The 23,609-nt window shown below is 69.9% G+C and carries 20 protein-coding genes and 1 pseudogene; 11 read left to right on the forward strand and 10 right to left on the reverse strand.

Translation table 11 applies throughout. From position 1 onward, the window contains the following. Both ACK5M9_RS14880 and ACK5M9_RS14885 read left to right on the forward strand, forming a co-directional pair. Positions 1 to 795: pseudogene (locus ACK5M9_RS14880) on the forward strand (hypothetical protein); the annotation flags it as partial. Further along, on the forward strand, positions 795 to 1,874 hold the full coding sequence (locus ACK5M9_RS14885; RefSeq protein ID WP_416893921.1) for a dihydrodipicolinate reductase: 1,080 nt from the start codon (positions 795 to 797) through the stop codon (positions 1,872 to 1,874). The pseudogene ACK5M9_RS14880 and the gene ACK5M9_RS14885, both read left to right, overlap by 1 nt. 26 nt (positions 1,875 to 1,900) lie before the next feature. On the opposite strand, the gene ACK5M9_RS14890 is transcribed toward ACK5M9_RS14885, so the two are convergent. The 3 genes from ACK5M9_RS14890 to ACK5M9_RS14900 all read right to left on the reverse strand — a co-directional run bounded on the left by ACK5M9_RS14890 (position 1,901) and on the right by ACK5M9_RS14900 (position 4,467). Beyond that, a complete protein-coding gene (locus ACK5M9_RS14890; RefSeq protein ID WP_416893922.1) occupies positions 1,901 to 2,923 on the reverse strand; it encodes a TIGR03617 family F420-dependent LLM class oxidoreductase in 1,023 nt (340 codons plus the stop codon). 52 nt (positions 2,924 to 2,975) lie between these two features. Then, complete coding sequence (locus ACK5M9_RS14895) at positions 2,976 to 3,884, reverse strand: transglycosylase SLT domain-containing protein (protein ID WP_416893923.1); 909 nt, start codon at positions 3,882 to 3,884, stop codon at positions 2,976 to 2,978. 94 nt (positions 3,885 to 3,978) lie between these two features. Then, positions 3,979 to 4,467 carry an LppP/LprE family lipoprotein gene (locus ACK5M9_RS14900; protein WP_416893924.1) on the reverse strand — a complete coding sequence of 163 codons (489 nt, stop codon included), beginning with the start codon at positions 4,465 to 4,467 and terminating at the stop codon, positions 3,979 to 3,981. A 117-nt stretch (positions 4,468 to 4,584) separates the two neighbouring features. On the opposite strand from ACK5M9_RS14900, the gene ACK5M9_RS14905 reads away from it, so the two are divergent. Next, positions 4,585 to 5,319, forward strand: a complete 735-nt coding sequence (locus ACK5M9_RS14905) for a peptidoglycan recognition family protein (RefSeq protein WP_416893925.1) — start codon at positions 4,585 to 4,587, stop codon at positions 5,317 to 5,319. 24 nt (positions 5,320 to 5,343) lie between these two features. On the opposite strand, the gene ACK5M9_RS14910 is transcribed toward ACK5M9_RS14905, so the two are convergent. Continuing rightward, the gene (locus tag ACK5M9_RS14910) at positions 5,344 to 6,156 is read right to left on the reverse strand and encodes a class I SAM-dependent methyltransferase (RefSeq protein WP_416893926.1); all 813 of its coding nucleotides are present in this window, start codon (positions 6,154 to 6,156) and stop codon (positions 5,344 to 5,346) included. Between the two features lie 123 nt (positions 6,157 to 6,279). Here ACK5M9_RS14910 and ACK5M9_RS14915 point away from each other — a divergent pair, with 123 nt between their 5' ends. The 6 genes from ACK5M9_RS14915 to ACK5M9_RS14940 are packed head-to-tail and all read left to right on the forward strand — an operon-like array spanning position 6,280 to position 15,352. Further along, the gene (locus tag ACK5M9_RS14915) at positions 6,280 to 7,743 is read left to right on the forward strand and encodes a PPE domain-containing protein (protein WP_416893927.1); all 1,464 of its coding nucleotides are present in this window, start codon (positions 6,280 to 6,282) and stop codon (positions 7,741 to 7,743) included. Continuing rightward, entirely contained in the window at positions 7,728 to 8,597 is an 870-nt protein-coding gene (locus tag ACK5M9_RS14920; protein WP_416893928.1) for a TauD/TfdA dioxygenase family protein, read from the forward strand. Before ACK5M9_RS14915 ends, ACK5M9_RS14920 begins: the two co-directional genes overlap by 16 nt. Then, on the forward strand, positions 8,594 to 9,172 hold the full coding sequence (locus tag ACK5M9_RS14925; RefSeq protein ID WP_416893929.1) for an FcoT family thioesterase: 579 nt from the start codon (positions 8,594 to 8,596) through the stop codon (positions 9,170 to 9,172). Before ACK5M9_RS14920 ends, ACK5M9_RS14925 begins: the two co-directional genes overlap by 4 nt. Before the next feature lie 27 nt (positions 9,173 to 9,199). Further along, positions 9,200 to 10,777 (forward strand): fatty acid--CoA ligase FadD10, encoded by a 1,578-nt coding sequence (fadD10, locus tag ACK5M9_RS14930; protein ID WP_416893930.1) that lies wholly within the window; start codon positions 9,200 to 9,202, stop codon positions 10,775 to 10,777. Beyond that, positions 10,770 to 11,021: an acyl carrier protein gene (locus ACK5M9_RS14935; RefSeq protein ID WP_416893931.1), complete on the forward strand. Its 252-nt coding sequence runs from the start codon at positions 10,770 to 10,772 to the stop codon at positions 11,019 to 11,021. The genes fadD10 and ACK5M9_RS14935 overlap by 8 nt, the downstream gene beginning before the upstream one ends. Next, on the forward strand, positions 11,018 to 15,352 hold the full coding sequence (locus tag ACK5M9_RS14940; RefSeq protein ID WP_416893932.1) for an AMP-binding protein: 4,335 nt from the start codon (positions 11,018 to 11,020) through the stop codon (positions 15,350 to 15,352). The genes ACK5M9_RS14935 and ACK5M9_RS14940 overlap by 4 nt, the downstream gene beginning before the upstream one ends. Here ACK5M9_RS14940 and ACK5M9_RS14945 read toward each other — a convergent pair. Beyond that, entirely contained in the window at positions 15,305 to 17,671 is a 2,367-nt protein-coding gene (locus tag ACK5M9_RS14945) for a heavy metal translocating P-type ATPase (protein ID WP_416893933.1), read from the reverse strand. The genes ACK5M9_RS14940 and ACK5M9_RS14945 overlap by 48 nt on opposite strands. Positions 17,672 to 17,851: 180 nt before the next feature. On the opposite strand from ACK5M9_RS14945, the gene sigC reads away from it, so the two are divergent. Next, positions 17,852 to 18,403, forward strand: a complete 552-nt coding sequence (gene sigC, locus ACK5M9_RS14950; protein WP_416893934.1) for an RNA polymerase sigma factor SigC — start codon at positions 17,852 to 17,854, stop codon at positions 18,401 to 18,403. 184 nt (positions 18,404 to 18,587) lie between these two features. Here the strand turns inward: sigC and ACK5M9_RS14955 are convergent, their stop codons facing one another. The 3 genes from ACK5M9_RS14955 to ACK5M9_RS14965 all read right to left on the reverse strand — a co-directional run bounded on the left by ACK5M9_RS14955 (position 18,588) and on the right by ACK5M9_RS14965 (position 20,042). Beyond that, entirely contained in the window at positions 18,588 to 19,298 is a 711-nt protein-coding gene (locus ACK5M9_RS14955; protein ID WP_416893940.1) for a zf-HC2 domain-containing protein, read from the reverse strand. A gap of 100 nt (positions 19,299 to 19,398) precedes the next feature. Next, positions 19,399 to 19,797, reverse strand: a complete 399-nt coding sequence (locus tag ACK5M9_RS14960) for a PIN domain nuclease (protein WP_416893935.1) — start codon at positions 19,795 to 19,797, stop codon at positions 19,399 to 19,401. Then, positions 19,794 to 20,042: a type II toxin-antitoxin system VapB family antitoxin gene (locus ACK5M9_RS14965; RefSeq protein WP_416893936.1), complete on the reverse strand. Its 249-nt coding sequence runs from the start codon at positions 20,040 to 20,042 to the stop codon at positions 19,794 to 19,796. Before ACK5M9_RS14965 ends, ACK5M9_RS14960 begins: the two co-directional genes overlap by 4 nt. An 87-nt stretch (positions 20,043 to 20,129) precedes the next feature. Here ACK5M9_RS14965 and ACK5M9_RS14970 point away from each other — a divergent pair, with 87 nt between their 5' ends. After that, positions 20,130 to 20,882 (forward strand): M15 family metallopeptidase, encoded by a 753-nt coding sequence (locus tag ACK5M9_RS14970; RefSeq protein WP_416893937.1) that lies wholly within the window; start codon positions 20,130 to 20,132, stop codon positions 20,880 to 20,882. 21 nt (positions 20,883 to 20,903) lie between these two features. Here ACK5M9_RS14970 and ACK5M9_RS14975 read toward each other — a convergent pair whose 3' ends face one another. Together ACK5M9_RS14975 and ACK5M9_RS14980 are read right to left on the reverse strand one after the other, a co-directional pair. Next, complete coding sequence (locus ACK5M9_RS14975; RefSeq protein WP_416893938.1) at positions 20,904 to 22,451, reverse strand: serine hydrolase domain-containing protein; 1,548 nt, start codon at positions 22,449 to 22,451, stop codon at positions 20,904 to 20,906. 53 nt (positions 22,452 to 22,504) lie between these two features. Beyond that, a partial coding sequence (locus tag ACK5M9_RS14980) for an N-acetylmuramic acid 6-phosphate etherase (protein ID WP_416893939.1) occupies positions 22,505 to 23,609 on the reverse strand: 1,105 nt, incomplete at its 5' end.

Genomic DNA, 23,609 nt, shown 5'->3' on the forward strand with positions numbered 1-23,609 from the left:
GACTTCAGCCCCAGCCCCAGCCCGAGCCCCAGCCCCAGCCCCAGCCCCAGCCCCAGCCCGAGCCCCAGCCCCAGCCCGAGCCCCAGCTCCAGCCCCAGCCCCAGCCCCGGCCCCGGCCCCAGCCCCAGCCCCAGCCCCAGCCCCAGCCCCAGCCCCGGCCCCGGCCCCGGCCCCGGCGACTACTACCCCCAGCAACGCTTGTTCCGCCAGTCCGTGGAACTGCATCCGCAATACGTGCTGGAGAACGGCGTCGACTTCGCCCACTTCAAGTATGTGCACAAGACGCCGATCGTGCCGGTGTTCACCCGGCACGACTTCGACTCACCGGTGTCCTATGTGGACTTCACCATCACCTTCGACGGCGATGACCAGCAGAGCATCGACGACGTCACCAGCGGCGTCGAGGCGATCAACGGCGGCCTCGGTGTCGCCGTCACCAAAAGCTGGGGAATGATCGACAACCGCACCATCTCGGCCATCACCCCGGTGGACGAGCGAACGTCCGACGTGCGGTTCATGGTCTACATCGGGCGCATTCCCGGCCTCACCGGCGAACGGGCCGAGCGCGCCGAAGCCCGGGCCCGCGGGTTCGGCGAGGAGGTGATCCGGCAGTTCACCCAGGACATCCACATCTGGTCCCACCAGCGGTACTCCGATCCGCCCGCCCTGGCCACCGCCGAATACGAAGGGTTCACCGCGCTGCGCGCTTGGGCCAAGCAGTTCTACCCCGATGACAGCGACCCCGCCGAGACAGCCCACGCGGTAAGCGCAATCGATTCCGGAAAGGCGCGATGATGGCCAAGACGCTGAAGGTCTTCCAGGTCGCCACCGGCAATGTCGGCAGCGAAATGATCAAGCGGATCGGCACCCGCGACGACCTCGACCTCGTCGGCGTGCACTGCTACTCACCGGAGAAGATCGGCCGCGACACCGGCGAGCTCGCCGGCCTGGCCCCCAACGGCGTCACCGCGACCGGCAGCATCGAGGAGATCCTGGCCGCCAAACCCGATGTGCTGACCTTCCACGGCGTCTTCCCCGACGAGGACCTGTACGTCAGAGTCCTCGAGGCCGGCATCAACATCGTCACCACAGCCGACTGGATCACCGGCTGGCACCGCGACCACAACCACCCGCACCGCTCCGGCAAACCGGTCACCCAACTGCTGACCGAAGCATGCGAAAAGGGCGGGTCGACGTTCTACGGCACCGGGATGAACCCAGGGCTCAACCAGATCCTGGGGGTTGCGTGCTCGGCCGGCGTGGCCGACATCGAGAACGTCACCACCATCGAGTCCGTGGACGTGTCCTGCCACCACTCCAGGGACACCTGGATCGAGGTCGGCTACGGCCTGCCCGCCGACGATCCGTCGATCCCGTCGAAATTGGAGAGGTTCACCCGCGTCTTCGCCGACGCCGTGCTGATGATGGCCGACTGTTTCGACATCACCCTCGACGAGGTCACCTTCGGCTACGAATTGGGCGCCTGCACCACCGACGTCGACCTCGGCTGGTACACGCTGCCCAAGGGCTCCCTGGGCGGCAACTACATCAAGTATCAGGGCATGGCGGGCGGGGTACCGCGGGTGGAGACGCACCTGGAGTGGCAGATGACCCCGCACACCGAGCCGAGCTGGAATATCAAGGGCTGCTACATCACCCGGATCACGGGCGACCCGTGCGTCTACAACAAGCATATGATCCTCCCCAAGGCCGGCGTGGATCTGTCCAACCCCGACAATTTCGCCTCGATCGGGATGACCATCACCGGGCTGCCGGCGCTCAACGCCATCGCCTCGGTCGTCGAGGCTCCCCCGGGCCTGATCACCAGCGCCGACCTGCCGCTGCGCGCGTTCGGGGGCAGATTCACCGCCTGAACGGCGGCGGTCGACTCGGCGCGCCGTCAGCCGCGGGCCGGCAGGCCGTGCAATCCGGCGACCAGTTCGGCGAGGTCGCCCGTGCTGGGCGTATATCCGGGAAAGTAGCAGCAGATATCGAATGCCACTGCGCCAAAACGGTTTTGGATCTCGGTGACACATTCGGCCGGAGTGCCCACCACTCCGATCTTGCGCACCATCTCCTCGGTGATCGGCGCGCGCATCCCCGCATAGTCGCCCGCCTTGGACATCGCGTTCAGGCGAGGCTGCAGCTCACCGAAGCCCTCGGCCTCCAGCACCGGACGGTAGTTGGGGGTGGAACCGTAGAACGCGATCAGCGTCGCCACTGCGTCGATCGCGGCAGCGAGTTGCGGCTCGGTGCTGCCGACGGCCACCATCGCCTGGGCGATCACCTCGAAGCCATCCCGGGTGCGCCCCGATGTCCGCAGCCCTTCGGCAAGGGCCGGCAGTGTCCGCTCGGCCAGGTGGCGCGCACTGTTGAACGGCATCATCAGCAGGCCGTCGGCAACCTCGGCGGCCGTTCGGGTCATGACCGGCCCCAGCGCCCCCATCAGCACCGGGGGCGGGCCATAGGGGTTGGGGCCCGGGTTAAAGGTGGGGGGCATCAGCGTATGAGTGAAGAACTCGCCCCGGAAATTCAGCGGTGCGCGACCCTCCCACGCAGCGAAGATCGCTTTGATCGCGCCGACGGTCTCGGCCATACGGGCGGCCGGCCTGCTCCACTGACCGCCATAGCGCTTCTCGATATGCACCCTGATCTGGGAGCCGAGTCCGAGCCGGAACCGGCCGCGGCTGTAGACCTGCAGATCGTGGGCGGAATGAGCCAGATGCAGTGGACTGCGCGGACCGGCGATCGCGACGTTGGTCATCAGCTCCAGGCCGCCCTCCTCTGCGGCCAGCAGAAGCGGGAAGAACACGTCGTGGGGCCCTTCGAAGGTGAAAACACCGTCGACCCCCAGCGCGGCGAGGTCGCGCACACTGCCGCGCACCTTCTCGGGCGCACCTTCGACTTGCAGGTGTACTTTCACCCGGCGGCTCCGCTTGGCGCCGGCAATGTCGGGTCGGCGCGGGTGCCGCGGCTCACTGGGGATGTGAGGCCAGGTAGTCTGCTGCCGAAATGCGTTGCGGGGCAAAATATCCGATGGGCAGCAGCACGTCGCCCAGGGTCGTCAGGTAGTAGACGTCCCAGCGATGGTAGGCCGCGAAGGCCGCTTGGTCGCTGCCGATCGCGGCGGCGTAGTCCTTGACCGCGCCGACGTAGTTGTCGGAGTGGTTGTAGCTGAAGATGGCGCGGTCGGGACTACCGGCGAAACCGTTGGCCGCCAGCATGCGGCCGGCCGCCATGATGGCGTCGCGCGGGGAATGGATGTCGCCGCCTTCGCCGTAGGCGGCGAACGTCGACGGCATGAATTGCATGGGTCCCTGCGCCCCGGCGCTGCTCACACCGTTGATGCGGCCGAAATCGGTTTCCACCATGTTGATTGCCGCCAGATAGTTCCAGCCGACACCGGTGGCCGCCTCGGCGGCCCGGTAGTAGCCGAACAGCTCCGCCAGCGGCGCCGGGGCTGCGATGCGCCACGCGGGCAGCGTGGGTTTGGCTTCACCCTGGTTGAGCGCGGTGAGATGGTGGCGCGCATCGATGTTGAGGTCGTAGATTCCGGTGAGTTGCGCCGGGATGATCGGTCGGACGATCGAGTCCCATTCGGGATGGCGTCCGATGGCGCGATAGGCGGCCTGTTCGCGCAGCGCGGCAGCCTGTAGCACGGCCTGGGTCGAGGACGGATTGCGCAGCGCCAGTTCGTCGGCGACGAGGTTGCGGGCCAGCACCGCCGGGTCGGCGGCCAGCGCGGGCGCCGCGGGGAGGGTGGTCGCCACCGGGGCGACCGCTGCGCCGGGGGACTTCGCGGGGCCCGGCAGCGGCGACGCTCCGGTGCCGGCAACCAGACCGCCTACCGCAAGCCCCGCCAGTATCAGTGCGCCGCAGCGCATTACACCTATCAATGCCGACCCGGTCAACCGGGAAAACCGTCGATGGCCGCAATTGTGCATGAGGTCAATCTATCCCTGTAGTCTCGGCGGGATGTCACCACGTCGGTTCGACGTCCAGCGCCGTGACCCGGTTGCCCTGCCATTGGTAGCGCACGGTGGTGGTCGGACCCGGGCAGGCCGTGCACACCTGCCTGCCGTCCTTGTAGTCGAGCGCGACGGTGTCGTCGGTGGACATTGCCTTGTTGACGCTGGTGAACGGGAATGCCTTCAGGGTGGCCACACCGGCGAACGCACCCTTGTGGAACAGCAGCGCCAGATCCGGCGAACTCCCGGTTGCGCCCACGACGGTGACGATCACCGTGGACAGCGTGGTGCACGGGTTGTAATTGGAGCCCGGATCGAAGCTGTGCGCACTGGCGTCCCAGGGCGAGTTCTGCGGCAGAGCCGGCAGGGACTTGACCGCGGCCGCGATCTGCGGTGCCGCAAGGTTGATCCCGCACACCGGCGCGGCGTGTGCGCGCGCGGCCAGCGGGTTGAACACGCCGAGGACGGCGACCAGCGCGGCGACGATTCCCATCCGCATCGAAATACTGCCTCCCGTTTGCTGTAACCATGGTCGCGCGATTGAGGTGTCGGCAGCCAGGAATGTGGCGCGATCGTGTCGAAGAAGTAACCTGCTCGGGTGCAATACATTGGCGACATGGACGTACCGTCAGGTGCGCGGCCGGGACGATCCCCGGTCCCCGTCAGCCGCCGGCAGCTGTTTGCGCTGGCCACAACGCTGGGCCTGACGGCGACGACGGCGGCCTGCACCGCTCGCACCGCAGCGGCGCCCGGGACGGCTGCAACGCCGGCGGTCATGCTCTGCCGGGAAGCCTGGGGAGCCCGGCCTCCTCGCGCGGGCGGGCGTCGCCACACCCCCAACCGGTTGACCCTGCACCACGCGGGCATCGTGCTGGGCGACAACAGCAACGCTCCGAACCGGTTCCGTCAGGACCAGCGCTACCACCAGGACAGCCTGGGTTGGATCGACATCGCCTACCACCTCGGAGTCGACCGCAACGGCAACATCTACCAGCTCCGCGACCCCGCCATCGCCGGCGATACCGCAACCGACTACGATACCACCGGACATTTCCTGATCATCTGCGAGGGCGATTTCGACAAGGAAGCCATCACCGAGGCCCAGCTGGCCGGGACCGCCCTGGCGTTCGCGTGGGCCGCCAACAGATACGGCATCGACAGCGGCACCCTGGCCGGCCACCGGGATTTCGCCCAAACGTCCTGCCCCGGTATGAATCTCTACTCCCATGTTGCCTCCGGTGACCTCAAGCGCCGCATCGACGCACTGCTCGACAATGGCGGGGTGAACATGCGACTGCTCTGCGGGCCCGCCGGCGCCGCGCGGGTCGCCGCGATCGAAGCCGGAAACTGACCGGGCCGCCTGATACGCTGCCGTTCAACCGAATTCGACGACGGTGTGCGCCGCCCGGTACCGCGCCAGCGCCGGCATCCGGTACCACAGCGCCGTAGCCGGGCGCAGCAGCGCGCCCCGGACCGGCGGCGGAGACAGTTCGTGCACCGTGCGGACGCCGGCGACGGCCAGTAGTTCGTCGTACTGGGCGGCGGTGAACGAGAACGGCATCGGCGGCGCGGTGTAGTGCGGGCTGAGTTTGATCCCCCGCCGTCGCCGCGAGTAGGCGCTCAACATCGGTGGGACGCTGTCGAATACCAGCCGGCCGCCGGGAAATCGGTTGGCGCAGGCCGCGATCAGCTCGAACACCGAACCGCGGTCAAGGTATTGCAGCAGCCCTTCGGCGGTGACCAGCACGCCCTCGGTGACGTCCACCCGATCCATCCAGGAGAAGTCCAGCGCCGAGCACGCGAGGTGGCCCAACCGGTCCGGCGTCGGGAGTAGCTGCCTGCGCAAGGCGATGACGGGCTCCAGGTCCAGCGAAATCCAGGTCAGCTCGCCGTTGTCGACCCGCCAGAAGCTGGTCTGGAGCCCCTCGGCGAGGGCAACCACGGTGGCCCGCGGACGGGTCGCAAGATAGGCCCGGGTGGCTTCGTCGAAGATCAGTGCCCGCCATGCGGTGGCCTGGTGGGTGCGTCCGAAATGCTCGTAGTCGTAGTCCAGTGCGGAGTGCAGGGCTATCGCCACGGGGTCGTCGATGATGCCGTCGGGCCGGGCGGCCTCGGTTGCGCGCTGATGCAGTGTCAGCAGTGCGGTTTCGGAGACGCCGCGCAGATGGCGGGCATCGACGGCGGGCATGGCTGAACTATAGATAGCCCGCCACCGGCCGGGAACTTTCCGCCCGCGCGGACCGACTATCTGGCAGTAGCCCGGCCACCGGCCGGCCCGCGCCCAAGGAGGTGAGACCTGACCGCGGTATGGATGGCCCTGCCCCCTGAAGTCCATTCCACCCTGCTGAGCAGCGGCCCGGGTCCCGGACACCTGTTCGCGGCGGCTGCGGCATGGCAGCGGCTCAGCGCGCACTACAGCAGTGCTGCGGTCGAGTTGCGCGGGGTGCTGGCCGGGGTGACGGCCGGGGTGGCGGCCGGAGCCTGGCACGGGCCGGCCGCGGCACGGTACGCGACGGCCCATGCCCCGTACCTGGCCTGGCTCGACGGGGCCTCGGCGCGCAGTGCCACCACCGCCGTGCAGCACGAGGCGGCCGCCGCCGCCTACGTCGCCGCCGTTGCCGCCATGCCCACGATGGCCGAACTCGCCGCGAATCACGCCCTGCACGCGGCGCTGACGGCCACCAACTTCTTCGGTATCAACACCATTGCCCTTGCCGCCACCGAAGCCGAGTACGTGCGCATGTGGATTCAGGCCGCCGACACCATGACCGCCTATCAGCTGACCGCCGCCGCGGCGGCCGCGGCGGTGCCCGCCACCGCGACCGCTCCGCCGATCGTCGCGGCCTGCGCCGAAAGTGCCCAGCCCGACGCCGCGACGTCGATGGGCCGGCTGGTGACGGACATCGCCGATTTCATGGCTGATCCGTACCGCTATTTTCTGCAGTTCTTCGGACAATCCGGATTCAGCCCCGCAGCCGCCGTCGCGCTTGCCGGTATCGCGCTGGTCCTCTACGACGTGCTCTGGTATCCGTACTACGCCTCGTATTCGCTGCTGCTGCTTCCGTTGTTCACACCCGCCCTCAGTGCCCTGGGCGCTCTGGGCACCCTGTCGGATCCGTTGACGACGGCACCGGCCCGGCTGCCGGCGACACCGGGCCAGCCGGCTCCCGGCGGTGCGCCCCAGCCGGACGCCCGCCGCCGGTACGGTCCGGATGCGGCCATGGTGGCGACGCCCACCGCGGCGGCAACGCCCGCGGGTGGTGTGACCGCCGTCGATCCCGCCCCCGGCGTGCCCGCCCCCGCCGGGGCCGCCGCACCCGCTTCCGGATTCGGCTATGCGGTGGGGATTTGGCCGCCGCCCGGCGTCGGTTCGGGCCCGAGCTCGGACCTGAAGTCCGCCGCCGCTGCCCGGGCCGCCATCCCGGCCGCCTCAACGGCAACACCTGCCCGGGCCTCAGCCCGGACCCGGCGAAAGCCCCGCCGGGAAGCCGGGATACGCGGCTATCGCGATGAATTTCTCGACGCTGACGCCGGATTCGACTCCACCCCGGTCGGCGGTGACGACACCCCGGCGCACCCCGGACCCGACTCCGCTGCCGCAGGCTCCCGGGGTGCGGGTCCGCTGGGATTTTCGGGCACCGCAACCCGGCACGGTACCGGTGCCGCCGGATTCACCGAACTGCCCTCGCAGGCTGCGTCCCCCAGCGTTCCGCTGATACCCGCCTCCTGGGAACCCCCCGACCAAGGACAGGAGACCCCATGGCGCTCAACGTGAAAGGCCAGGGCCTCGGGGCGCTGATCACCGGTATCGACCCCGAGCACCTCGACGGCATCACCACCGAGGAGATCCGTGAGATCGTCTACGAGCACAAGCTTGTCGTTCTCAAGGACGTCCACCCGACCCCGGAACAGTTCCTCCGGCTCGGCCGGATAGTCGGCCGGATCGTCCCCTACTACGAGCCGATGTACCACCATGAACGCCATCGGGAGATCTTCGTCTCGTCGACTGAACAGGGCCGGGGCGTGCCGAAGACCGGGGCGTTCTGGCACATCGACTACATGTTCATGCCCGAGCCGTTCGCGTTCTCCATGGTGGTGCCGCTCGCCGTGCCCGGCGAAGACCGCGGGACCTACTTCATCGATTTGAACCGGGTCTGGCAGTCATTGCCGGCCGCCGAACAGGATCCGGTCCGCGGGACGGTCAGCACCCATGATCCGCGGCGTCACATCAAGATTCGCCCGACCGATGTGTACCGGCCCATCGGCGAAGTCTGGGCCGAGATCAGCCGGACCACCCCGCCGATCAAATGGCCGACGATCATCCGCCACCCCCGGACCGGCGCGGAGATCCTCTACATCTGCGCATCGGGCACCACCAAGATCGAGGACCGCCACGGCAACACCCTCGATCCGGCGGTGTTGCGGCGCTTGATGGCGGCCACCGGGCAGCTGGACCCGGAATTCACATCGCCGTTCATCCACACCCAGCACTACGAGGTAGGAGATATTGTGTTGTGGGACAACAGAGTTCTCATGCATAGGGCCAAACACGGCACCGCCGCCGGCACCCTGACCACCCATCGGCTGACCATGCTGGACGGCCTGCCGACACCGGGGTACGCGGCATGACCGGCGTCGAGGTGAAGCCCGTCGCAGCGAGCCTGGCGGCTGCCGGGCCGGAAGCCGGGCAGGACTCGGAGGTGACAACCCCGATCTGCGAGGACCTGCTCGCCAGGGTGCTGGAACCCTACGCCCACAAGGGATGCCGCTACCTGCTCGATGCCCGCTACCGGGCGACCGAAGGCTCGGTGCTGGCGTACGGGAATTTCACCATCGACGAATCCGCATACATCCGCAGCACCGGGCACTTCAATGCCGTCGAGTCGATGCTGTGTTTCAACCAGCTCGCCTATAGTGCCTTCGCTCCGGCGGTGGACAACGGGGAGATCGCCGCGCTGCGCGGCTGGTCCATCGACGACTACTGCCGTCTGCAGCTGTCCAGCATGCTGATCAAGCGGGCGGAAACACGGTTCCGCAGACTCCTCGACGCCCGCAGCTTCTCCGCACGCCTGCTGTGCAGGGACTTTCAGGTGGTCGAACGCAGCTGGCGCTATCTGTCGATCCCCTGTGCCATCGAGTTCTGGGACGACAACGGCGGCTCGGCGTCCGCCGAGGTCGAACTCGCCGCCTTCAACATTCCCTGACCACCGCACCCGCGAAAGCCGATCATCATGTCCCCCTTTGCGCCCACCGTGCTGCGACGCATCCAAGACCAGGCGCGGCAACGCCCCGACGCGATCGCGCTGCGCCGGGTCGACGGTTCGAGCGTGTTGCGCTACCGGGAACTGTGCGCCGCGGCGGATCGGCTTGCCGGCTCCCTGGGTGCGAAGGGGGTGACCAAGGGATCCCGCGTTCTGGTCGTGTCCGACAACGGACCCGAAACCTACCTGGCGGTGCTGGCGTGCGCGAAACTCGGCGCCATCGCGGTGATGGTGGATGCCGGCCTGCCGGCGGCCACCATTGCGCGGTTCGCCCAGATCACCGAACCGGTAGCCGTCCTGCGCACGCCGGGAGCCGCTGCCGGATCCGCGCAACTCCCCGATCACCTGCCCGAGGTGTGGGTCACAATCGATTGCCGCACAGCACAATCCGATCCCACACCGCCCGCCGCAAGCGTCGACGCCGGCCCCGAGGACCCGCTGGCGATGATCTTCACCAGCGGTACGACCGGCGAACCGAAGGCGGTGCTGCTGGCCAACCGCACCTTCTACGCCATCCCCGACATCCTGGGCACCGAGCGTCTGGACTGGATCACCTGGGTCGACGGCGAGACCACCTACTCCCCGCTGCCGGCCACCCACGTCGGCGGCCTGTGGTGGATCCTGACGTGTCTGATGCGCGGCGGGCTGTGCATCACCGGCGGCGAGAACACCGCGTCGCTGCTGGAGATCCTGAGCATCAACGCGGTCGGGTCGACCTGCCTGGTACCCACCCTGCTCGCCAAGCTCATCTCGGAGATGAAAACCACTGGCGCCCAGCTGCCGTCGCTGCGACTGCTCGGCTACGGCGGGTCGCGGGCCATTGCGGCCGACGTGGCGTTCGTCGAGTCGCTGGGGGTGCGAACGGCACAGGTCTACGGCCTGAGCGAGACCGGGTGCACGGCGCTGTGCCTGCCGACCGGCGAAGGGTCGATCGCCAGGATCGAATCGGGCGCGGTGGGCCGGCCCTATCCCGGCGTCGAGGTGTACCTGGCCGCCGACGGCGACAACCCCGGCGCCGGCGACTCCGCATCCTTCGGCACACTGTGGATCAAATCGCCGGCAAACATGCTGGGTTACTGGAACAGTCCGGACCGCACCGCCGAGGTGCTCAGCGACGGCTGGGTGAACACCGGAGACCTGCTCGAACGCCGCGAGGACGGCTTCTTCTACATCAAAGGGCGCTCCTCGGAGATGATCATCTGCGCAGGGGTGAACGTCGCACCCGACGAGGTGGACCGGATCGCCCGCGGTGTGCCGGGCGTGCGGGAAGCCGCGTGCTTCGAGATCCCCGATGCCGAGTTCGGCGCCCTGGTGGGCCTGGCCGTCGTCGCGTCGACCGACCTTGACGAGTCGAGGCAGCGAAACCTCAAGCAGGCCATTGCCGCTCGCTACCGTCGGGAATCGGAGTCGATGGCACGCCCGTCGAAAATCGTGCTGGTCACCGATATCCCGCGGACGGCGTCGGGCAAGGTGATGCGCGCATCGTTGGCGTCGCACGCGGCTCAGGCTGCCCGGCCGGCGGGGCGGGGGGCGACGCCCGGTGGCTGAACGGCGACGCGACCGCATCCTGGCCGCCGTCTGCGAGGTGCTGTACATCGACGAGGCGGACCTGTTCGACGGCGACGACACCGACCTACGCGACCTGGGCCTGGATTCGGTGCGGTTCGTCCTGCTGATGAAACAGCTTGGCGTGGACCGCGAATCCGAATTGCCGAACCGGCTGGCGGCGGACTTGTCGATTGCCGGTTGGGTGCGGGAGTTGACCCTTACCGGCCTGGCGGACTCGCGGTGAGCACGCCCGGCTCCCACACCCGCCAGCGCATCAAGTTGAGCCGGTCCCAGCGCAACATCTACAACGGGGCGCGCCAGGACGGCGATCCGGGGCTGTACCTGATCGGGAAACGCTACCGGTTTCACCCGCTCGAACCTGTCCGGTTCCTGACGGCGCTGGCGGCAACCATCCGGGGAAACCCCGTGCAGCTGTGCGTTCTCGACTCGTCGCCTGAAAACGACTACCCCGACCTGGTGGAGCGACTGAACTTCGGCGACCTGGTTCGACTGCAAACCTCGGAGTGCCACACCCCGGAGGACCCGGCCGGGGAACTGTCCACCCAGTGGGAATCGGGCATCCTGGGCGCCCCACTGGTGCGCTACACGGTATGGACCGACCCGAGGGGTGCTGTGACCGGCATGGACGTCCACGCCCACCACATCCTGCTGGACGGCGGCGCCACCGCGATCATCGAGGACGATCTGGCCCGCCACCTGGCCAACGGTGGTGACAACGAGGAACGCAGTGTCACAGACGGTTTGGCGCGGCTGGCCGCGGCACACGGCCGAGAAGCGGCAAGGGTGGACGAGGCACTGCGGCGGTTCACCCCGGCTGTGCGGGCCGAGCTCACCGAGCAGTCCGGGGGCCGGGGAATCGGCGGGGGTGAGCGCACTCCCGCACCGGGGACCGCGGCCCGCGGTGTCCCGAAAGGTTCCGCGCGGATTCGCGGCGATGCCTACCACGCGCTGCGAAGGCTCTGCGAATCCAGCAGGCTGCCCCTCCATGCGCTGGTGACCGCGGCAGCCGTCGCGGTGGATGCCGCCGCGAGGCAGGACACCGAAGTGCTGGTGGTTCACCCGGTGGACAACCGGTTCGGCGAACCCGATCTCAATGTCGCCACCTGCCTGGTGAACTCGGTTGCGCACACATTCGGTTTCCCGCCGTTCGCATCGGTGGCCGACGTGGCCACCGCCCTCGACCGCGGCTATGTGAAAGCGGTGCGGCGGCGGTGGTTTCGCGAGGAGCGGTACCGGCGGATGTACCTGGCGATCAACCGGACGTCCCACGTCGAGGCCCTGACGGTCAACTTCGTCCGCCAGCCCTGCGCGGCGGCACTGCGCGAATTGCTCGCCGAGGCGCCGGAGGCCACGCACATCGGCCCGGTCGAGGGCACGACGGTGGCGTGTGTGCAGGACGACGCCGACGGCCACCTGACGGTTGCCATCTGGGACCGGGCCGACCTGCCGCCCGAGGACTCCCACTCGGAGACCGCCGCGCGCATTGCCGCCGCGCGCATTGCCGGCGCGCTGGAAGCCATGCCGGCACTGTGGAACAACCCGATCGCGATGACCGTCGGCGAATGGTTCGGGATCGACGCCGACGGCGCCCGCCGCACCGCCGACGACGCCCGCCGCACCGCCCGCGACGCCACGGCAATCCCGGCGGCCCCCGCCTCGTCGGCCCCGGCCTGGTTCGCCGACCCGGCGGCCGAGGTCCGGGCCTTCCTGAACCGCCGGCACTATGTGGGCCCGTGGCTGGCGCGGCTGGCGGAAATCGGTGCGACGCCCGGCGAGGTCCTGGTGTTCGTCGACGACGGCACCGACCGGGCCGTCGACCTGATGATCGCCTGCCACCTCGCCGGCTGCGGCTACAGCGTGTGCGAGCGCACCGACGAGCCGGCGACGCGCGCGCAGGCCATCACCGCGGGCACCCAGGGCCCCGGTGCGCGGGTGATCGACGCGACCGTCCCACTCACAAGGCAGCCCGACGACGGCTACGGCAGCCCGGTCGACTGCCGGATCGCCGGGCTCGCAGCCGATCCCGGGCTGGCCGCCCGTACGGCCTACGTCATGCCGACATCGGGAACGACCGGAACGCCGAAGCTGGTCGAGGTCACCCACGGCTCGCTCGCGCTGTTCTGCGCGGCGGCCGTGCGCACTTACCGCTGGGGCCCGCACGACCGGATCCTGCAGTGTGCCCCGCTGACATCGGATATCAGTGTGGAAGAGATTTTCGGCGCCGCCTTCAGCGGGTCGGCGCTGGTGCGCTCCCCGGCCCTGAAGGCACGCGATGTGACATCGGTGGCCGCCGATGCCGTCACCGCACAGGCCACGGTGCTCGACCTGCCGACCGCGGTGTGGCAGCTGTGGTGCGATGACCGCGACGTCCTAGAGAAGCTGCACCGCAGCCACCTTCGCCAGATCGTCATCGGCGGCGAACCGATCCGGCCCGGTGCGGTCGACAAATGGCTGCAATCGGCGACATCGCAGCATGTTTCGCTGATTTCCAGCTACGGGCCGACCGAGGCGACGGTTGTCGCCACCACGGTCCCGGTCACCGAAACCGGCGCCGCCGGCGAGGCCCACCGCAGGGTGGGGCGGCCGATCGTCTCCGATACCGTGTTCACCGCCTTCGGCGAGGTTGTCATCGTCGGGGACCTGGTGTCGACGGGATATGTAGGACTCGACGGAAGTGCCTTCGGCACCGTCGTCGCCGCCGACGGTTCGCGACTGCGGGCCTTCGCCACAGCCGACCGGACAACTCTTGACTCCCACGGCTTCCCGGTATTCGCCGGCCGGCGCGACGCCGTTGTCAAGATCGCCGGCAAGCGGGTCGATACCGCCGAGGTGACCGCCCGCATCGCGCAAGACGCGGCCGTACGCGATGTGGCCGTCGCGGCCCACCAGGGATGTCTGAGGGTATGGTTCCAGACCGCCCGGACCCGCGACACCGGTTCCGACCCGGCGGCGGCTGCGCGCATCGGAGCAATTCTCGCCGGCTGCGCCGTACCGTCGTTTTCGGTTACCAGCGCGCGCAGCATCCCCCGCAAACCCAATGGCAAAGTCGACGGCGACCGGCTGCACCAGATGCCCGCGGCCACGACCACGGCCACGGCACCGGCCACGGCCACGGCACCGGACGACACCAGTGCCACCGCGGTCACCGCCACCGCCGAGAACGACGGCCTGGCGACCGGCCTCGCCGAAATCTGGAGCCGCATCCTCGGCCGCGTACTCCGTCCGGATTCGTCGCTGCTGGACGAGGGCATCGGCTCGGTGGACCTGATCCGCATCCTGCCCGATACCCGCAAATATCTTGACCGGGAGCACCTTTCGATACTGGATCTGATCAGCGCGGACGGCGCCGCCAACTTGATCGCCGACGTCGGCCGCGATCCCGACCCGACGGATGCGCAAAGCCGGCTGGACGCCCGGACAGTTGCCGAGATCCGGCACGATCTGGAATCGCTGACGGGCCACCACCAGCCCGCCGCATCCGGGCCCACCCGGGTGGACGGCACACTGCTGATCCTGGGTGCCTCGGGGATTCTGGGCACCGGATTCGCCCGTGCCCTCCAGGACGCCTGCCGCGACGCGACCGCCGGCCCAGCTCCGGCCGCCGACCGCGAAGTCGTCCTGGCCACCAGATCCCCGCTGCCCCGGACCCAACCGTGGCAGTCACTGCGCCGCACCGCGGGTGTGCGAATCGTCCAGCTACCTCCGGGGTTCGACGACACCGGACTCGACGCGCTCATCCGCGACACCCGCGCAACGACCGTGGTGAACTGCATCGGCACCACCGATGTGCTGGTGCCTTACCGCCAACTTCGCCGGGCCAACGTAGAACTCGTAGCAACCATCGTCGGGGCCTGTGCCCGGTACGGCAGCCACCTGGTGCACCTGTCCAGCTTCGTCGTCGGCTCCGAGGTGACCGCGCTGCGGGTCATCGACCCCCGGTGCGCCCCGTATCCCTATGCGGCCTCCAAATCGATGGCGGAGCTGATCGTGGCCGCGTCCCCGGCGGGGTTCACCATCGTGCGTCTGCCCCGCGTTCTCGGCGAGCCCCACCAGATTCCCGGCTCGGCCGACGTTTTCGTGTCGGTGGCGGATTCCTGTATCGCGGTGGGCGCCTACCCTTCGCTGGAGTTGACCGAGGAGATCACCACCGGTTCGGCGGCCGCGACGGCCATCCTCGGCGGCCTGCCCTCCCGCACCGGTGGGCCGGCACGTGCCATGACCGTCCTGCACGGCGAGCAGGTGGGGTATGCGGAGTTCCTCGGCGGTTACGGACTGGCCGAAATCGATGCCGCCGACTGGAAGAAGCGGTTGGACGCCAGCTCCTGGGCCAGGCAGAATCCGCGCCGGTGGTCGGTGGTCGACGGCTGGTTCGGGTTGGGGATGCGGCTGGGATCGCGCTCCTACGCACAGTATCTGACGGATTTTCCGGCTGTCGAACTCACCGCGGACATCGGCCCGCCGATCATCGCGCGGCCGGCGCATCTGCGTGACCTGTTGTCCCACAGGTCAGTCGGTGTGGGCAGCCCCGAAGTTGCGCAACCGCAGACTGTTTGACACCACGAAGAACGACGAGAATGCCATTGCCGCACCGGCGACCAGCGGGTTGAGCAGCCCGGCGACGGCGATGGGAATCGCGGCGATGTTGTAGCCGAACGCCCACGCCATGTTGGTCCGGATGGTGCGCATCGTCGCCGCCGCCAGATCCAGGGCCAGCGGCACCACCTCCAGATCGTCGCGCACCAGGATGATGTCGGCGGCCTCGATGGCGACATCGGTACCCCGCCCGATCGCCATCCCCAGATCGGCACACGCCAGCGCGGGCGCGTCGTTGATGCCGTCGCCGACCATGGCGACCACCCGTCCGCGGTCGCGCAGCTGCTCGATCACGTCGACCTTGCCCTCGGGCAGCACATCGGCGATCACCTCGTCGATCCCGGCGCGAGCGGCCACCGCGGCCGCCGATGCCGCATTGTCGCCGGTGAGCAGGACCGTCCGCAATCCGCGCCGGTGCAACGCGGCCACGGCACCCGCGGCGGAGTCCTTGACCGCGTCGGCGACCGCGATGAACCCGCACGCCTGGCCGTCGACCTCGACGAACACCGCTGTCTCACCGCGTGATTCGCCGTCTCGGCGGGCCGCGACCAGGGTCGGTTCCCGGCGCGCCGAGGTGATCCAGGAGGGTTTGCCGACCCGCACCGCTCGTCCGGCAACGGTGCCGCTGACGCCGCGTCCCGGTACCGCGCGAAAGTCGGTGACGGCCGGCCGGTCCCCTGTCGTTCCTGCCGTCCCCGACGCGCCCGCCGTCCCCACCGTCCCCACCGTCCGCGCCGAGGCCACCCACGCCACGATGGCCAGTGCGACGGCGTGCTCGGAGGCGGCTTCCACCGCCGCGGCCAAGTCCAGCACAGCGTCGCGATCCCAGCCCGGCGCGGGGATCACCGCGCTCACCGTCAAGTGCCCGGTCGTGAGTGTGCCGGTCTTGTCGAACACCACCGTGTCGACGGCGCGGGTGGCTTCCAGGCAGTCGTGTCCCTTGAGGAAAATCCCCAGCTGGGCACCCCGACCGGAGGCCACCATCATCGCCGTCGGAGTCGCCAGCCCCAGTGCGCACGGACACGCGATGACCAGCACGGCAAGACCGGCTGAGAATGCCCGGTCGAGGCCGCCCCCGGCCAGCAGCCACCCGGCGGTGGTCGCCGCGGCGATGATCAGGACGCAGGGCACGAAGACCGCGGAGATCCGGTCGGCGATGCGCTGCGCATCGGCCTTCTGGGCTTGGGCCTGCTCGACCAGGCGCACCATACCGGCGAACTGGGTGTCGGCGCCCACCGCGGCCGCTTCCACGATCAGCCGGCCGTCGAGCACCGAGGTACCGCCGATAACGCCGGCGCCGGGAGTGACCCGTACCGGTTTGGCCTCGCCGGTCATCGCGCTCATATCCACCGCGGCCGTGCCCTCGACCACGAGTCCGTCGGCGGCGAACGTCTGGCCGGGCCGGACCACGAAACGCTGTTGTTCGCGCAGTTCGTCGACCGGTATCACCATCTCCGAGCCGTCGGATGCCACCACGGTGACGTCCTTGGCGCTCAGCGCCGCCAGTGCCCGCAGTGCGCTGCCGGTCTTGGATTTCGCGCGGGCCTCGAAGAAGCGTCCGGCCAGTACGAACACCGTGACGCCGGCGGCCACCTCGAAATAGATGGCGTCGCTGCCCAGCAGCGCCTGCCAGACACCCCGGTGCCCGGCGGGCCGACGGTCACCGAAGACGGTGTAGAACGACCACACCGTGGCGGCGGTGACTCCGACCGAGATCAGCGTCTCCATGGAGGCGGTGCCGGCGTGCAGGTTGTTCATCGCGACCCGGTGGAAGGGCATGGCGGCCCAGGTGACTACCGGCAGGGCCAGCGCTGTGAGCACCCATTCCCAGCCGGTGAAGCGGGTGGCGGGAACGACGGCGAACATCACCGACAGGTGGGCCAGCGGGACGAACAGGACCGCGGCGACCGCCAGCCGGATCAGCAGGTAGCGGGCGTTGTCGGCGTCCGGGTCGGCCTCGAATGCGCTTGCGGCGCTGCGCGGTTCGGCGTGGTAGCCGGCTTGTTCGACGACCTGGCAGAGCGCGTCGGCGTCGAGCTCACCGGCGGTGCCGGCGGCACTGGCGGCACTGGCGGCACTGGCGTTGCCCACGGCACTGGCGGCACTGGCGTCGGCGTCAATGGTGGCTGTGCGGGTGGCGAAGTTCACCGAGGCGCGCACCCCGGCGACCTTGTTCAGCGCCGACTCCACCCGCCGGGCGCACGCGCCGCAGGACATGCCACTGATCTCCAGTTGCACCCGGTATGCGGGCGCGGCCCGCCGGCCGGTTCCCCCGGACATCGGCGCCCCAGGCGACACTGGCGACACTGGCGACACTGGCGACAGTGGCGACAGTGACGACAGTGACGACACGGCCGGTCCACCTCCTACCATCGGCGGCTCCGTTCCCAGACTCACCGTAGATAAGTCGTCGCGGGCTGGTGTTAAGTTCCCGCCGATCATGGCCTACCCTCAGTATCCGTGGCTACCGGTGACGACGACCAGACCACCCTGCTTGCCAAGGCCGCGGGACGCGGAGACCGGGCCGCGCTGTCTCAATTCATCGCGGCCACCCAGCGCGACGTGTGGCGGACGGTGGCCTATCTGGCAGATCCCGCCAGCGCCGACGACCTCACCCAGGAGACGTTCCTGCGGGCGATCCGTTCGCTGCCGCGCTTCGCCGGCCGTTCCAGCGCCCGCACCTGGCTGCTGTCGATCGCGCGCCGCGTGGTCGCCGACCAGATTCGGCACGACAGGAGCCGGCCGCGCACCACGCATCTGGCCGACCTCGATGACGTCGCGCCGCGGGGCCGGCAGGCGAGCCGGATCGAAAACATCGTGGAGATCCGGATGCTGCTCGACTCGCTGGACGCCGGGCGCCGGGAGGCCTTCGTGCTGACCCAGGTGCTGGGCCTGTCCTACGCCGAGGCGGCCGAGGTCGGCGGGTGCCCGGTGGGCACCATCCGCTCGCGGGTGGCGCGCGCCCGCGGCGACCTGCTGCGCGCCGCCACCGAACGCGACTCCGCCGGATAGCGGCCCGGCCGGGCGCCGGACGCCGGACACCCGCTAGGAACGTGTGCCGGTAACGCTGCGGGCGGGGCGGAGCAGTTGAGTTGATCCTGCGCTCAGGGCGCTGATCGTCGGCGTGTCGCCGCCCTGGATGCAGGATCAACCGCCAAGGTTCGGCCCGCCCAAAGCGATACCGACCCCCATGCCGCTAAGCCGCCGAACCGTCGGTCGGCCACAGATGACCGCGCCGACGACCACGAGATGCGTTGGGCGGCAACGCGATATCCGGCTCGTCGGCAAGACTGTCCGGCTCCGGCGACGGGGTGCCGTCAGTCCGCCACACCAGGGTCGCCAGCACCGCTCCGAGGACCACCGGGACGTGGGTGAATATCCGGGCCGCGGTGACGGCACCCGAAATGGCGTCGGCAACGACATAGACCGCCAGAACGCCGACGAAGACCGTCAGCACCCCGGCGAGGCCTGCGGCGGCAGTCGGCCGCACCGCCGCCACCACCATGATCACCCCGAGAGCGACCGACCAGGCGGTGGACTCATGGAGCAGATGGTGCCCGGAACCCGTGCCGGCGGCAGGCGCCAGCCCCAGGTCGAGGCCGAGCCCCTGCGCGACCGCCAGGGCGATCTGCGAAACGCCCACGCACAGCAGCGCCCACCGCTGCCAGGTGAAACGCGGCCGGCGGCGCGGGGGCGGCTCCCCGCGCAGCGGCGGTGCCATCGGCGCGATGACCGGCCGCGACCGCAGTAACTCGCGCAGCTCGCGCGCCTGGGCGCTCGCCTGCTCGTACCAGTCCCGGCAGGCAGCACACCCCTCGAGGTGCTCGTCGACCCGCGCGGCGGGCACCGGCTCGCGCTCACCGTCGATCCGCGCCGACAGCGCTTCGCGGGCCACCTCGCAGTACACGTCTCTATAGTCGCCCATCGCCGACGGACGGTTCCCGGCGGTGCGGGCGGGCCGGCCCAGCCCGGCCCGGCCGGGCCAAGCGGGAAAACCCGGAACCACCTCAGAACAGCGGTTCGGTCCGCAGTCCGCAGTGCGTGCGAATCACCTCGTAGTCGCGGTCCCGGTGTGCCACCGCGACCCCGATCCGCAGCGCCATCGCGGCTACCTGGCAATCGATCAGGCTGCGGACGGTGTCACCCCCGCGGCGGCAGCGCCGGTGGATCGCGGCCGCGTCTTCCGCGTCGCGAACCGGGGCGCCGGGCAGGATGGCGAACCGCTGCAACAGTCGGCGCCGCAGAGCCGCCGTGGCCTCGTCGGCGGTGCCGATCAGCAGCTCCATCAGGACGACGTCGGGGACGATCACCGGCGCGCCGGCGGCAATTCGATCGGCCAGCCAGTGGCCGGCAGGCGACTCGGAGGTCGACAGAAATTCGATCCAGACCGATGTGTCGACGATCATCCAGGACGGGTCCGCTGGTCGGTGGGTCCGCTCGTCCGCTGGTCCGCGTCGGAAAACGACTCGATCTGGTCATTGGTGAAATCGAAACCGCTGCCCTGCAGGGCCAGCGCCTCGTCGAGCCCCAACGGCTCACCGACCAGCCGCCGGAGCGCGAAGTCAACGGCACTCCGCTTGGACTCCAGCCGGTACATTCGCTGCGCCGCGGCCACCAGTTCGTCGTCGATCTCAATGTTGGTCCGCGACACAACACCACGGTACACCTTGATGTGTATTACGGTTGCCGTCGCGACCGGCCCGGCCGGCGGGCAAGATCAGCACATGGGGCAGCGGCGGTGACAGTATCGAGACACTTGCGGCAACGGGGCGCCAGGGTGGCGGTGCTGCTGGCCGCCGGCGTCGTGCTGGTGGGGTGCGCCGGGCCCCCCGATGCGTCAACCCCGCCGACCGGCGGCATACCCGCACCGGCCACCAGCGCACCGGCTACCACCAGATCCACCAGCGCACCGCCCGGCGCCCCACCCGCACCCGCCGCGGGCACAGTCGAACCGATCACCGCCGCCGACCTCGGCGCCAGCTGGCACCCAGGCTGCCCGGTCGGTCCTCGACTGCTGCGCCGGGTCCATGTCGAGCACCTCGGTACCGACGGGCAGACCCATCGTGGGCTGCTGATCGTGCACGAAGAAGCGGTGGCCGACATCGTGGCGATCTTCGACCGGCTCTACCGGCTGGGTTTTCCGATCGCGAAGATCCGTCCGGCCGCCGACTACCCCGGCGCCGAGGACGAGTTGTCCATGCAAGACAACAACACTTCGGCGTTCAACTGCCGAGGCATACCGGGATCCGACAATTGGTCTCTGCACGCCTACGGTCGCGCCGTCGACCTCAACCCGCTGGTCAATCCCTGCGTCTACGCCAGCGGCTACGTCGAGCCGCGGACCGGCACACCGTATCTGGACCGCAGCCGTGTCGACCCGGGGCTCCTACACACCGACGATCCCGCCATCGGCGTCTTCACCGACCTGGGCTGGCGCTGGGGCGGCTCCTGGCACAACCCCATCGACTACCAGCACTTCGAACGACCCTGACCCGCGCACCCGCCCGAAGTCTCACAGCCCCAGCGCCCGGGCCGCCGCCGTGGCCACCTCACCGCGCAGGTTCGTCATCGGAGGGCTGCCCCGGGTGTGGATCGAGTTCGACAACACCACGACGTAGCTGTCCGAGGCCGGATCAATCCACACCGAGGTGCCGGTGAAACCGGTGTGGCCGAAGCTGCCGATCGGAAAAATCGTGCCCCGCGCCGTGGACAGGCCGGTGTCGATGTCCCAGCCCAGACCGCGCAGGTTCTGCCCCCAGACCGCCGGATAGTGCCGGGCGAGCAGCACATCGGCTGCTTCCGGCTTCTTGGCCATATGCTGCCGGGCGGCGACGTTGGCGGCGTCGACCTGCCCGGCAGTATGCCCGGGCTGCTGCGGAGTCGTCATCAGTTCCAGGGTCGACCGTTCCAGCGGAAACCTGCTCGGCCGCCCGGCGAGCCGGTCGAGCAGGGCTTGGGCATAGAGGCTGACGTCGTGCGCCGTGGAGAACACCCCGGCGTGCCCGCTCACCCCGCCCATCCGGCGGGTCGACATGTCGTGCACGGTGCCCCGCAGCAGATGATCGAGATCGGGATTGGCGCGCGGATGGTCCCTGCCCTCCTCGTCGAGGGCGGTCGGTGCGATCTTCGGCAGCAGCGCGGTGCTCCAGGTTCCAGCCGGGCAGACCGCCGGCGCCCGGCGGTGCGGGGTCTGCGCCCAGACGATTGCGGCTCCCCTGTCCCGGTGCGGCCCGCACGCCTTGGCCAGGGGCAAAAAACGGGTGTCGGCCATGCGCAGCGGCCCGAACACGTGTTGCTCGGCGAGGGTGTCGAGGGGCTGGCCGGTTATCCGCTCCGCCATGAACCCCAGCAGCAGGAAGTTGATGTCGGAGTACCGGAAGACCGTGCCGGGCGCCGCCGCCAGCGGCGCGGACAGCGCCAGGCGAATTCCTTCGACTTTGTCGGGGCTGGCCAGCCCCCAGGTGTCCCGCATGTCGACGTCCCCGGCTTCGCCGGAGGTGTGCGTCAACAGCATGCGGACGGTGACCTGCGCGCGCACCGGATCGCCGGTCGGGTTGAAGCCGGGCAGATACCGCTGGACCGGGTCGTCGAGCCGGATCTTGCCCTGCTCGTAGAGCTGCATGACGACGGGCGTCGTCGCCAGGACCTTGGTCAGCGACGCCAGGTCGAAGATGGTGTCCTCGGTCATCGGCTCCGCCGGGGCGGGCGATCCGTCCAGCCCGGATTCCCCGGCGAGCTTGCGGGCGCCGTAGGCGTGCCGGAAGACGACCTGGCCGCCGCGCCCGATCATCACCACCGCGCCCGGCAGCTGCTCGGCGGAGATGGCGGCGTTGATCAGGGCGGAGATTCGGGTGAACGCCGGGGAAGTCGCGGCGTCGGGCAACTCGGGCAGCGGCGCGGACACCAGCGCGGGTGCGGCCCGGATGGTCCTGGTCACCGGGGCCCGCACGACCAGGGGGCCGCCGCCCTCCGACTGGTCAGCGCGGCCGCGCGAGCACCCCGCAACAAGGGTGAGCACCGCGGTTGCGGCGACACCGACCGTTCGGATCGACCCGCCCACGCCACGATGCTGGATGCGGCCGGGGGCCTTGTCAAGCGGGCCGGCACCTACCGTCACGAGGTGGCCAGTGCTTCCCGCACATGCCCGTGCACCGCTTCGAGCCGGGCGCGGGCCGCCACCGCGTCGACCCCGGCCAGCAGGGCGACGATGGCGGTCTTGACGTGACCGTCCGCCGCGGTGAGCGCGGTGGCCGCGGTGTCCTCGTCGACCCTCGCGGCCTCACTCACCATCCGCACCGAGCGGCGGCGCAGTTTGGCGTTGGTTGCCCGCACGTCGACCATCCGCGGTCCGTAGGCCTTACCGAGGGCGATCATCACGCTCGTCGACAGCGCGTTGAGCACGACTTTCTGGGACGTCCCGGCGGTCAGCCGGGTCGAGCCGGCCAGCACCTCCGGCCCGGTCAGCAGTTCGACGACGATGTCGGCGGCCGCCTCGCTGCGGGCGTTGTTGACGATCGCGACGCTCAGCGCACCCGCGGCGCGGGCATGTTCGAGCGCACCGAGCACATACGGTGTGCGGCCGGATGCGGTGATGCCGACCAGCGCGTCGGCGGCGGTGAGGCCGGCCAGGTCCGCCGGGTTGAAGGTGTCTTCGGCGCCGTCGACCGCCTGGGTCAGGGCGGCCGGCCCGCCGGCGATCACGCCGCGCACCAGCTCGGTGCCGAACGTCGGCCCACACTCGGCGGCATCGAGCACACCGAGTCGCCCGGGGGTTCCCGCTCCGGCGTAGAACAGCCGTCCGCCGTGCGCCAGCCGCGCGGCGATGGCTTCGGCCGCGGCGGTGATCCGCGGAACGGCGGCCAGCACCGCGCCGTGCGCCGCACCTTCGGCGGCGACCAGCAGTTCGACGATGCCGGCTATCGGCCGCGCGTCCAGGTCGTCCAGGTCGGGCCGGGCCGCCTCGGTGGCCAGCCGGTCGAGCCGGTTGCGGGCGGGCGCGGTGCAGGGGGCCGGGCTCGCCGCCAGCCGGATCACGTGCGGCCGGTGGATCTCGCCCAGCAGCAGTGTGCCGTCGAGTGCGTCGCCGGCAGCCGGGACGAGGTCGACGCGCTCGGCCAGCGCGGCCAGCCCGGCCGTCCCCGCCAGCCCCGCCGTCCCCGCCGGCCCCACCGTCCCCGCCGTCCCCGCAGGCCCCGCCGACCCCGCCGGCCCCGCCGGC

It is taken from the genome of Mycobacterium sp. (assembly GCF_047975165.1).
GTDB lineage: Bacteria > Actinomycetota > Actinomycetes > Mycobacteriales > Mycobacteriaceae > Mycobacterium.